This window comes from Tolypothrix sp. VBCCA 56010 (assembly GCF_050875635.1).
In the GTDB taxonomy this organism is placed as follows: Bacteria; Cyanobacteriota; Cyanobacteriia; order Cyanobacteriales; family Nostocaceae; genus Hassallia.
This window is the reverse complement of sequence record NZ_JBPAOH010000103.1, coordinates 16963-28166: the sequence shown is the minus strand read 5'-3', so window position 1 is coordinate 28166 and position 11204 is coordinate 16963. Positions and strand designations below refer to the sequence as shown.

Below are 11204 nucleotides of genomic sequence, written 5' to 3'. Positions count from 1 at the left end.
GAAATCGGCTCTCCCAAGCGATATTGTTGCTGCTGGTACACCCCATTAACTAACTGGCAAATGGTGAAAGTAGGTTGCTTGGGATTGCCGATAAATTGCAAACCCCCCAAACCGCGAAAGTCCACAATCCAATATTCTGGGATATTCAAAAAAGCGTATTCTTCCACTTTTCTGGCATAATCATCTTGCCAATTAGTGCTGACCACTTCAGCAACAAGCTTAATGGTATTACCTTTACAAATCACTGGTTCTTTTTGCCAAAGGGGTTCAGTACCAAGTTCTGCTTTATCTAAAACAATTACGTCAGGACGCAGTGCTGTGGCTTCAGCGTATAGGGGTTTTATCAAACAAGTTTTTGGAATTAACCAATTGAAATTAGCACGAAAAATTTCCACATAAATTCTACCAGCAATACTCCCCGCAACCGCTTCATGTGGACCGGTAGGTTCCATTTCTCTAAGCTCTCCGTCAATGAGTTCATAGCGTGTGTTATCCCCATATTGGGCAATAAACTCCTCAAAGCTAAGTAGTTTGGATGGGGTGTAGGTCATAGGTTGTTTCTTAACGGGACGTAGCCTAATTATAAGTTTCGTGAGGAGTAGGAAGTATTCTGTTAAGTTTATTATACTTAAGCGCGATGGCGCAAAGCGCCCGCCGTAGGCGATCGCCCTAACTTTTGTGTCCAACTGCCGATGAGTTAAACTGGTGTCTTTGAAAATGGAATAAATCGCTACAATAAAAAATTTCGCCTCAGCGTTTAATCGTAAGTAATCTTCTCAAAAATCTAGATAAATAATGTTAAGTATCCCCGTTAATCTGGGTTTACCTCGCGCACCTCGTTTGATAACATCTTTACCAGGACCTTGTGCTGAAGCGATTGTCAAACGCGATCGCGCTGTCACTTCTCCTTCTTACACTCGCGACTATCCCTTAGTCGTGGCGAGGGGTGAAGGTTGTATGCTCGAAGATGTTGATGGTAATATCTTTCTAGATATGACTGCGGGAATTGCTGTCACCGCTACCGGACACGCACACCCGCAAGTTGTCGCCGCAATTCAAGCACAAGCTGCTAACTTAATACACATGTCGGGAACTGATTTCTACTATGAGCCGATGGTAGAATTAGCAGAGAAGTTAGCTTGCCACGCTCCTTTCCCAAACGGTGCAAGAGTGTTTTTTAGCAACTCTGGGGCGGAATCAAACGAAGGAGCAATCAAACTCGCTCGATATTACACCAAACGTTCTTCAATCGTGGCATTTTTGGGAGCATTTCACGGACGAACTTATGGAGCGATGTCTTTAACTGCTTCTAAAACTGTGCAAAGAGCAAACTTTGGTGCAATGCTAGCGGGAGTAACACACATTCCTTACGGTACTCACGCCAGTGTGGATTATTTAGAGAAAGAATTATTTTTAACTATATTACCACCAAATGAGGTGGCGTCAATAGTAGTTGAAGCAATTCAAGGTGAAGGCGGTTACATTGTACCTGAAGATGGATTTTTGCAGAGAATTCGCGATATATGCGATCGCTACGGCATTCTGATGATAGTCGATGAAGTGCAATCGGGGATGGGACGCACCGGTCGGATGTTTGCCATTGAACATTGGGGCGTGATGCCGGATATCATAACTACAGCAAAAGGTATCGCTAGCGGTTTACCTTTGGGTGCAATTCTCTCACGTCCAGAAATTATGACTTGGCAACCTGGTTCTCACGCTACCACATTTGGGGGCAATCCGGTTGCTTGTGCGGCAGGAATTGTCACTTTGCAACTGCTGGAGAACGGTTTGATGGAAAACGCCGTTAATATGGGAGAATTATTGCAAGCTGGTCTTACTCGGTTGCATGAGAGATTTCCGAGAATGTCTTTACCACGAGGTAAAGGCTTAATGGTAGCGGTGGATTTATTAGATGAAGAGCAAAGTTTGGATAGAGAATTGCGCGATCGCATTCTTCAAGAAGCTTTCTTACGTGGTTTATTATTACTTGGTTGCGGTAAAGCTGCAATTAGATTTTGTCCGCCTTTAGTTATCGACAGCGAACAAATTAAAATAGCTTTAGATATTATTGCTGATGTGTTAGTTGAAATGCTTTAAGTCTCGCACCCAAATGTAAACACTTTCTTCGTACAGCATTTCATTAATACGAGCGCAAATTAAAGAAAAGCAATAAGAGTGCAATCTTAATGCATCCCGATGCAATCTTAATGCATCCCGATGCAATGCCAATGCATCCCGATGCAATGCCAATGCATCCCGATGCAATCTTAATGCATCCCGATGCAATGCCAATGCATCCCGATGCAATCTTAATGCATCCCGATGCATTTAAAAACGCTACGCTTTTACGTAAAACTGTACTTAGCCTCTTAGCGTAAAATTATTCCAACATTGACTTATGACACCTGAAACTACCCGCAACCTTTGGGAATTGCTTTGGCAAGAATACAGCGCTAGAGTAAGTTATGCCCGCACATACGAGCAAATGATAACTGCCGCTGGTGGTAGTATTGCTAATGACCATATTGCTTTTCGGTCTTTGCGTACAACTGTGGATAGTCCGCACGGTAAGATTAACTTGGGAATTGACTACTTGGGGCAATTAGCGGAAGCTTTAGGTTACGAGGCTGTGGGGGAGTACACTTTTAGTGAAACTCATCTTTATGCGCGTCACTATCGCCATCCACAGCAAGAAGAATTAGACTTACCCAAGTTGTTTATTAGCGAGTTGATTGTGGATGAATTGCCAGAAGCGATCGCTCAACTTATCCAGCAAACAGTAGCGGGTGACAATTTACTTAATTACTCAGCAATTCTTAATGCATTTGACTCGAATGCACAACGCCTTGTCAAACAATTGCAAAAAATCTTTACCCGTCCTTGGCAACCTCCCAAACATTCGATTGTGGAAAAAGTTAACGCTGTTACACAATATGGTGCTTGGGTATTATTACACGGTTACGCTGTTAACCATTTTACAGGATATGTTAACCGCCAAAATACGCCAGAATACCCAGATATAGATACTACCGCTCGTGGTTTGGCTAAATTGGGCGTACCAATGAAAACTAAAATTGAAGGGGATATTGCCATTGGTCTGCGGCAAACCGCTACAGAAGCAATTATCGAAGTAATACCTATATTAGATGATATAACCAACGCCGAAATCCAAATTCCCTGGACTTACGCTTATTATGAAATTGCCCAGCGTTACATGATAGAAGTGGAACCGGGTAAGCAAGAGCTTTTTGACGCTTTTTTGGGAAAGAATGCCCAACAATTGTTTGAAATGACTAGATTAGGGACTGGGGATAAGTAAAAGTTAAGAGTCAGGTAGAGACGTTCCGCCGGAACGTCTGTACTATAAGTTAGGAGTTGGGCATTGGGCATTGGTAATTGGTAATTGGTAATCGGCACGCTCGCATTTATCCCCCTTGTCCCCTTGTCCCCTTGTCCCCTTGTCCCCTTGTCCCCTCTTTTTTACAGGAGCGATCGCGGTGACTGTTGAAATTGACCAACTCTTAGCAGATTGGAAGAATAAAGTCAATATTGCAAGTCAAAATCTCCTCGAACTTCAAGAATTACCAACTTATCAGCGACTTTGCGGTGGTTTTGGTTTCCCTCCAGTACAGTTGACGGGAATCACTCAAACACGGGTGACACCAGCACTAGAAGCGATGAACGATTTATTTCAACACTTCGACTTGTTGGTGCAAACCGTTGATAAAGCAATCAAGCTGCGACAACAGTTACCGCGTTTTTTGTCAACACAAAAAAGTAGCGAAATTGCACAACTTTTAACAGGTGCTTCAATTGAGTTACCTGGGGTACAAACACCGCTAGCACAAAGAGAACTTTTGACTGGTGCAGAAACGACAACTAAAATCACTCCCGCACAGCTACTTCAAATGATGCAAAATGCTTTTTCTGTAGCTAGGGATGCAGTTTTAGCCGTTGACGACGCTTGGACACATTTAGATGTGATGCTGGCAGATGCAGAAGCGCAAATTCTTTCCTTGCAAAATTTAGCTATATCGGTGAATCAAGATTGTCAAACTGAATTAATTCAAGCTGCGAGTGCGATCGCTTATTTACGCCGAAGTATAGAACAAGACCCTCTAGGAACGAGTGCGGTGTTTCAACAGCAAGTCCAGCCGATGTTAGCAGACGTAAAAGCGAATTTAGAACATCATATCAAACAACAAAATCAAATTCGCGAAAAATTGGCGATCGCTCACAATTTGTTACAGCAGTTAAAAGAAATTCACACCAAAGCGATCGCAACTTTTGCGGAATGTCAGGATAAAGTCTTGGATCGTTCTATATTGCTTCCTCCTTTACCGGAGGAACAAATTGAAGCGCTTAGACAATGGCTTATGAAGTTAGAAACTAAGTTAGCTGAAGGTTTAGTCAATCCAATTATCGTTGGTTTAGACAATTGGACTATCAAAGCTAAAGAATATATAGCATCAGAACAACAAGCATATGCAGTTAATAACGCTCCCCTACAAACTCGTCGAGAGTTACGCGGAAGGTTGGACGCACTTCAGGCAAAAGCGCTGGCACGGCAATTAATCGAAGATCCTATATTAACTGAACTGGCTTTACAAGCGAAGCAACTTCTCTACAGTCGTCCAACTCCTTTAAATAAAGCCGCTGAATTAATTACTCAATATGAAAAACGTTTGAATCGGTAATGGGGAGTGGGGAGTGGGGAGTGGGGCATGGGGCATGGGGGAGGCAGTGCGTTGGACGGGTCTCCCGGCTTAAAGCATCTGCCGTCATGGGGCATGGGGGAGGCAGTGCGTTGGACGGGTCTCCCGGCTTAAAGCATCTGCCGTCATGGGGCATGGGGCATGGAAACAATTGTATTAGAACCCGCACCCGCGTAAAGCCGCTTGTTTAATTCCCGATGTTCGCTTTGCCCATTGCCCAATGCCCATTGCCCATTGCCCATTGCCCATTGCCCATTGCCCAATGCCCCATGCCCAATATAGGAGAGTCTTATGGACGGCGACCGCTGCACAAAAAATGGCTGTACTGGTATCATCGAAGATGGTTACTGTAACGTCTGCGGATTGGCGGCGGCGAAATTTCAGCCGAGTAGCCAAAGACAAAGCGCAACTATTACAGCAAGAACTTCATCTGTCACTACGGGGACGGGTTCTTCCCCACTAACCAATCGTTCTAAAGGTTCGCGGCGTACTAGTACAACCTCAGCTAGAAGTACCCGCAAGCACTTGGGCGCGGGGTTGATATCCGTACCCGAACTGCCTTCCACCGAGCCAGAAAAAGCCATTATCCCTAACCCGATAGTGCCGGAAAATAAACGCTTTTGCGCGAATTGTAATAACCCGCTGCGACGGGAAAAGGGATTTTGCAGCAAGTGCGGACAGAAGTATTCTTTTATTCCCTCGCTTTCCCCAGGTGATTTAGTTATTGGACAATATGAAGTTAAAGGAGCGATCGCTTATGGTGGTTTAGGTTGGATTTACTTAGGCTTCGATAAAATTCTATCTCGTTACGTAGTCCTCAAAGGATTGCTCAACACCGAAGATGCATCAAGTGCAGCCGTTGCGGTTGCTGAAAGACAATTTTTAGCAGCAGTGAAACACCCGAATATCGTGGGGATTTACAACTTCGTTAACCACGGTAACGAAGGTTTCATTATTATGGAATATGTCGGCGGCAAAACTTTGAGAGAAATTCGCAAAAGTCGCGGACTGCTACCAGTTGCAGAAGCGATCGCCTACATTCACCGCATCCTCAGTGCATTTGCTTATTTACATTCCTTAGGTTTAGTTTACTGCGACTTCAAGCCAGATAACATCATGCTTGAAAGTGGTGATGTCAAGTTAATTGACTTGGGCGGTGTCCGCAGAATTAATGATGTTGATGGTGATATTTATGGCACAGTCGGCTACAGCGCCCCTGAAGCTGGCGAAGGACCGACCGCTGTATCAGATTTATTTACAGTTGGTAGAACCTTGGCAGTGCTACTAACTAATATTAAAGGTTTTAGCAAAGAACACTTATACAAATTACCCAGTCCAGAAGAAGAACCAATATTTGCCGAACAAGAATCACTTTATCGCTTTTTAATAAAAGCCACCGCCGAAAATCCCGACGATCGCTTTCAATCGGCAGATGAAATGGCAGATCAACTGCTGGGTGTGCTGCGAGAAGTAGTAGCAATTAGCACTAATATTCCGCGTCCATCTGCGAGTAACGTCTTTAGTGGAGATATGCTAGCGCTGGGTAATGGTAATGACTTTGAGCCGATAAAAGTCGATTATCAGCAATTGCCCGTGCCAATGTTAGACTCCGAAGATTCTGGCTTTAATACAGTGGTAAACGCGAGTGCGATCGCCGATCCGGTGAAACGAACAGCCAGTTTAAAAATGGCAGTTAAGCTATGTCCCAATTCTGCCGAAGCATTACTGCGATTGGCAAATAGCCTAATTGACACTTTTGAGTACGACGAGGCAGAGCATATTATAGCACAAGTTGAGGCACAAGATGCTTGGGACTGGCGAATTTTTTGGTATCGCGGGCGATCGCTAATGCGGCAAGGCAAATCTAAAGAAGCACAAGCAGCATTCGACCAAGTTTATTTTGACCTACCGGGGGAACTTGCGCCGAAATTGGCGTTAGCGCTTGCGGCAGAACAAGCGGAAAATTATCAACTAGCAATTAAGATGTATGACTTAGTATCTCGTACCGATCCGGGTTATGTATCAGCGGCATTTGGGTTAGGTCGATGTCTTTGTGCTGTTGGCGATCGCAGCGGTGCGGTAGCAGCTTTAGAAAGAGTACCGCAAAGTTCAAATTTATTTACGCGATCGCGTGTGGAAATTGCCCGTACCTTAATTAATAGCGATCGTTCTACCCCCGGAACCAAAGAATTACAAGCTGCTTCCACCGCGATTGAAGCCCTCACATTAGAAGGAATGGATCGCCATAAATTAAGCAAACAACTGTTAGAAACAGCATTAAATCTGCTTACCTCGAAGACAGTCAAAGCTGCTGACGACATGAAAATTTTAGGACAGCCATTTCAAGAAAAGCATTTAAGAAAAGGATTGGAAAAAGCCTTGCGAGACATGGCACACCTCGTAACCAAAGAAGAAAAGATTCGCTTAGTCGATGAAGCAAATCGCGTGCGACCAAGGACTATTTTTTAATTAATAAATTTGAGAAAATGAACCAACTTATAGTCACAACCAAAAACTTGCAACTAATTGCTTGCACCTTGGAAATTGCCCAAGCAGAACTTAGTGATAAATCCAAATTTTCTGAGCTACTGAATGCATCTGTACCGAATACCTGGCCACCTGAATTTAACGACGATGAAACGATTTTATTTATTATAAACAAATTGCAAGAAGCTCCTGAGCAGTCAGGATGGTGGTCTTGGTACTTTGTACTAAAAGATGTAGTTACAGCATCTATTGTTATTGGTTATGGCGGTTTCAAAGGTAAGCCAACATCTGATGGCATCGTCGAAATTGGCTATTCAATTTTACCAGAGTTTCAAAACTTAGGATACGGTACAGAAGCCATCAAAGCACTTGTATCTTGGGCATTTGCTCATCCTGAAGTTCGGCAAATTATAGCAGAAACTTTGCCAGAACTCAAAGCTTCACAAAGGGTTTTAGAAAAAAGCCATTTTACATATATTGGACAAGGTTCCGAAGAGGGAATAATTCGTTATCAGCTTTCTCGCAATCACCAAATGAACTTAAAAACAGCAAATTAAACTTATGGAATGTCCAAACTGTGGAACGGCAGTATTGGTAAACGATAAATTTTGTGAAGAATGCGGTACATCCTTAACAGCAGTGGGATGTGAAAAATGTGGTGCCCAACCAGAAGCAATTGATGAAGAAGGATTCTGCTCAGTTTGTGGATTTCGCAAAGAAGTTCAACGACTTGAGATAATTATTGATTCGCGTCTAGCAGGAGTAAGCGATCGCGGACTCAGACACCACCGCAACGAAGATTACCTTACCCTGCAAACCGTCAATTCTAACACTCATATCCTTATCGTTTGTGATGGAGTTTCCAGTTCTAGCAATCCTCATTTAGCCGCACAAACTGCCAGCGAAAGTGCTTCTACAGCATTAATCGCCGCCATCAAACAACAAGAAAATCCCGAATCAGCCATCAAATCAGCCGTAGCTGCCGCCCTCTCCTCCCTATGTAATATTCCTTATACTAAAAGTATAAACTCAGAACCGGCCTCAACCACCATTGTTGCCGCCATTGTCCAAGAAAACATCGCTACCATCGGTTGGCTCGGTGATAGCCGCGCTTATTGGATTTCAGACAACAATTCCCAACAGTTAACCAAAGACCATTCCTGGCTGAGTGAAGTAGTCGCAGCGGGCGAAATGACACAAGCCCAAGCCAAACAATCTCCCCAAGCCAACGCCATTACCCGCTGGTTAGGCGCAGATGCCATTGACGACGCCATCCCCTCCATCATCAACTTCACCATTCCCAGTTCCGGATACCTCCTGCTATGTAGTGACGGACTCTGGAACTACACCCCCCAACCACAGCAACTCGCCAACCTCATACAGCAGACATCACATACAAATGCCATCACCATCTCGCGATCGCTAGTCGAATTCGCCCGTCACAGCGGCGGACACGACAACATCACCGTCGCCCTCCTCTCCCTATAAACCAAACGTCTTCTCCTTCGTGTTCTTCGTGTCTTCGCGGTTCGTTAAAAAAAGGATTTAACGAACCGCGAAGACGCGAAGGACACAAAGGAATAAGAGGAGCGATCTTGGTTTTTGCGTAAGTCCTTTTTTTACAAACAAACACCATGCTTAACCAATTCAAAGCCGAAGTCTTCCAAAACCAATTTTTACCCCAAGGCGCCAGAGAAGTTCACGCCATCATGACCGTCACCGTCCAAGCCGGTGATGGCATAGCTGCAACCTCCAACAACAGCAGACTATTCGGTATTATTTGCGACACATCCGGCTCAATGGGAGGTAAAAAGATTCACGCGGCAAGAGATGCGATGGTCAAAGTCGTAAATCTCCTGCCAGACGATGCCTACTTCTTCATCGTCACAGGTGCTAGTAAAGCTAGCGTGATTTGTCCAGTGTCAAAAGCTACATTTGAGAAAAAAGAGCAGGCGATCGCCGCCATCAAAGAGATTTATGCTAGCGGTGGCACACTCATGTCAACCTGGTTGAATGAAGCCTTAGAACAATTCAACAAAATGCCAAACGCCGTTCGTCAAGCATTACTACTCACAGACGGACAAAACGACGATTCAGACGAATTTAAACTCAATAAAATTCTCCAAGCTTGTGAAGAAGTCTTTCAATGTGATTGCCGAGGTGTCGGTACTGATTGGCGAGTTGCCCAACTCCAGAAAATTGCTAACAAATTGCTGGGTACAACTGACATCATCCCCAACGCCGAGATGATTGAAGCTGACTTTCGAGCGATTTTAGAGAAAGCCATGAGCAAAGATGTCAGCGATGTCGCAATGCGCTTGTGGACTCCCCAAGGTGCAAAAATACTTTTCTGCAAACAAGTGAGTCCCGATATTGTAGACCTTACACATCGCGCCAAAATTGTCAAGACCCAAGTTGTAGATTATCCCACCGGCGCTTGGGGAAAACAAGAATCTCGTGATTACCACTTCTGCATCGAAGTTAATCCCGGCAACGTTGGTGATGAAATGTTAGCCGGTCGCGCAAGTTTAGTTTACACAAACAACGGTGTAGAAACGAAAATTGTTGAGGCACGCATTCTCGCAACTTGGACTGACGACGATGCCAAATCGACCAAAATTGACAGACGAGTTGCCCACTACACCGGACAAGCAGAACTTGCCCAATCGATTCAGGAAGGATTAGAAGCGCGTGCCAAAGGTAATATTGAAGTCGCCACCGCCAAGTTAGGCAAAGCAGTGAAACTTGCCCATGAATCTGGTAACGAAGCAACAGCCAAACTCTTAAAAACTGTAGTTGATATAGAAGACGCACCCACAGGAACAGTGCGATTAAAAAAAGCTGTTGCCAAAGAAGATGAAATGGCGTTGGAAACTCGTTCTACCAAAACTACCCGCATTCAAAAATCACAAAGTTAGTCAATAGTCAATAGTCAAATTTTCAAATAAAGGACAAATGACAAATGACAAATAACATCTCTACCTATAAGTGTCTCAAAGGTCACGAATCAAGCGAATCCGATTATTGTTCAGAGTGTGGTGTGAAAATTCTCGGTGTAGGTGAAGCGATGTCTGACGACAAGCCGCTGCGCGTCTACGCCCCAACATTACCACAAGTACCACAAAACATAACTCTTGAAACTTGCCCAGCTTGCAGCGCACCCCGCGAACTTAACAGCGGCGATTTTTGCGAAATTTGCGGTTACAACTTCGTCACCGGCGTTCATGGGGAAGTGCCCATTGTTGAGAAGATGAGGGGAAAGGGGGGACTCCTTGAAGACAGGGAGACAAGGGGACAGGGAGACAAGGAGAGTAATTCTTCTTTCCCCCCCTCTCCCCATCCCCCCATCCCCCCCTCTCCCCCCACCTGGGAACTTGTTGTCACAATCGATCCATCCCTACGGCATCCAGAAAGCCCAGAAGCGCCAACAAATCAACAGGCGATCGCATTTCGCCTAAGCAAGGCAAATAACCTCATAGGGCGTAATAGCCAAGCTAGAGCAATTGAACCAGAAATTGCTTTGGATTTTGACAATGCTGTTTCCCATCGCCACGCTTTATTAAACCTTCAGTCAGACGGTTCTTTAACTCTGCGCGATATTAATTCTTCTAACGGGACTAAGCTTAACGGGGTGGAATTGAAGCCAATGGTAGATGCCCTATTACAAGATGGAGACGAATTCACTTTAGGACACTGGACTCGAATTGCTGTCAAAGTTATCCACCAATCTTTATAAGTTTCGTGGATTAAATAAAATGCAAAACTTTTATTTTGTCGGGTGCGTTATTCATAACTACGAGACTCTTTTCTTTTGTAGGGTGCGTTATGCATAACGCACCGCCAGTTGCTACAACGGAGGGAACCTCCCTTCGGGTTCGCCAGTTCCCCATCGTGACGGGAACCGCCAAGACGGGGACTGGACTCACCGCAACGCACTGGCTCCCCTACGGGACTCAAACTGCTATCAAAGTTATCCACCAATCCTTATAAACATAAAAA

At 44.5% G+C, this 11204-nt stretch carries 13 protein-coding genes; 10 read left to right on the top strand and 3 right to left on the bottom strand.

Features of this window, described 5'->3' with window-relative positions; all coding sequences use genetic code 11:
- Positions 1-551 (bottom strand): Uma2 family endonuclease (locus AABK37_RS27725; RefSeq protein ID WP_432554723.1); only part of this gene is annotated, 551 nt, incomplete at its 3' end.
- Between the two features lie 244 nt (positions 552-795).
- On the opposite strand from AABK37_RS27725, the gene AABK37_RS27720 reads away from it, so the two are divergent.
- From AABK37_RS27720 to AABK37_RS27710, 3 genes are all read left to right on the top strand, one after another.
- Positions 796-2100 carry an acetyl ornithine aminotransferase family protein gene (locus tag AABK37_RS27720; RefSeq protein ID WP_432554722.1) on the top strand — a complete coding sequence of 435 codons (1305 nt, stop codon included), beginning with the start codon at positions 796-798 and terminating at the stop codon, positions 2098-2100.
- Positions 2101-2189: 89 nt separating this feature from the next.
- Entirely contained in the window at positions 2190-2381 is a 192-nt protein-coding gene (locus tag AABK37_RS27715) for a hypothetical protein (RefSeq protein ID WP_432554721.1), read from the top strand.
- A gap of 20 nt (positions 2382-2401) precedes the next feature.
- Positions 2402-3322: a DUF1338 domain-containing protein gene (locus AABK37_RS27710; protein ID WP_432554720.1), complete on the top strand. Its 921-nt coding sequence runs from the start codon at positions 2402-2404 to the stop codon at positions 3320-3322.
- A 42-nt stretch (positions 3323-3364) separates the two neighbouring features.
- Here the strand turns inward: AABK37_RS27710 and AABK37_RS27705 are convergent, their stop codons facing one another.
- Positions 3365-3550, bottom strand: a complete 186-nt coding sequence (locus AABK37_RS27705) for a hypothetical protein (RefSeq protein WP_432554719.1) — start codon at positions 3548-3550, stop codon at positions 3365-3367.
- Between AABK37_RS27705 and AABK37_RS27700 the strand changes: the two genes are divergently transcribed.
- Complete coding sequence (locus AABK37_RS27700; protein WP_432554718.1) at positions 3501-4700, top strand: hypothetical protein; 1200 nt, start codon at positions 3501-3503, stop codon at positions 4698-4700. The two genes, AABK37_RS27705 and AABK37_RS27700, sit on opposite strands and share 50 nt — an antisense overlap.
- Here AABK37_RS27700 and AABK37_RS27695 read toward each other — a convergent pair.
- The gene (locus tag AABK37_RS27695) at positions 4669-4887 is read right to left on the bottom strand and encodes a hypothetical protein (RefSeq protein WP_432554717.1); all 219 of its coding nucleotides are present in this window, start codon (positions 4885-4887) and stop codon (positions 4669-4671) included. The genes AABK37_RS27700 and AABK37_RS27695 overlap by 32 nt on opposite strands.
- A gap of 122 nt (positions 4888-5009) precedes the next feature.
- On the opposite strand from AABK37_RS27695, the gene AABK37_RS27690 reads away from it, so the two are divergent.
- The 6 genes from AABK37_RS27690 to AABK37_RS27665 all read left to right on the top strand — a co-directional run bounded on the left by AABK37_RS27690 (position 5010) and on the right by AABK37_RS27665 (position 11195).
- On the top strand, positions 5010-7187 hold the full coding sequence (locus tag AABK37_RS27690; protein ID WP_432554716.1) for a tetratricopeptide repeat protein: 2178 nt from the start codon (positions 5010-5012) through the stop codon (positions 7185-7187).
- Between the two features lie 17 nt (positions 7188-7204).
- Complete coding sequence (locus tag AABK37_RS27685; protein WP_432554715.1) at positions 7205-7762, top strand: GNAT family N-acetyltransferase; 558 nt, start codon at positions 7205-7207, stop codon at positions 7760-7762.
- 4 nt (positions 7763-7766) lie between these two features.
- Positions 7767-8693, top strand: a complete 927-nt coding sequence (locus AABK37_RS27680; protein WP_432554714.1) for a PP2C family serine/threonine-protein phosphatase — start codon at positions 7767-7769, stop codon at positions 8691-8693.
- Between the two features lie 146 nt (positions 8694-8839).
- The gene (locus AABK37_RS27675; RefSeq protein WP_432554713.1) at positions 8840-10123 is read left to right on the top strand and encodes a vWA domain-containing protein; all 1284 of its coding nucleotides are present in this window, start codon (positions 8840-8842) and stop codon (positions 10121-10123) included.
- A 44-nt stretch (positions 10124-10167) separates the two neighbouring features.
- Positions 10168-10941, top strand: coding sequence for an FHA domain-containing protein (locus tag AABK37_RS27670; protein ID WP_432554712.1), 774 nt, complete (start codon positions 10168-10170; stop codon positions 10939-10941).
- Between the two features lie 89 nt (positions 10942-11030).
- Positions 11031-11195 (top strand): hypothetical protein, encoded by a 165-nt coding sequence (locus AABK37_RS27665; RefSeq protein WP_432554711.1) that lies wholly within the window; start codon positions 11031-11033, stop codon positions 11193-11195.
- Positions 11196-11204 lie beyond the last annotated feature (9 nt).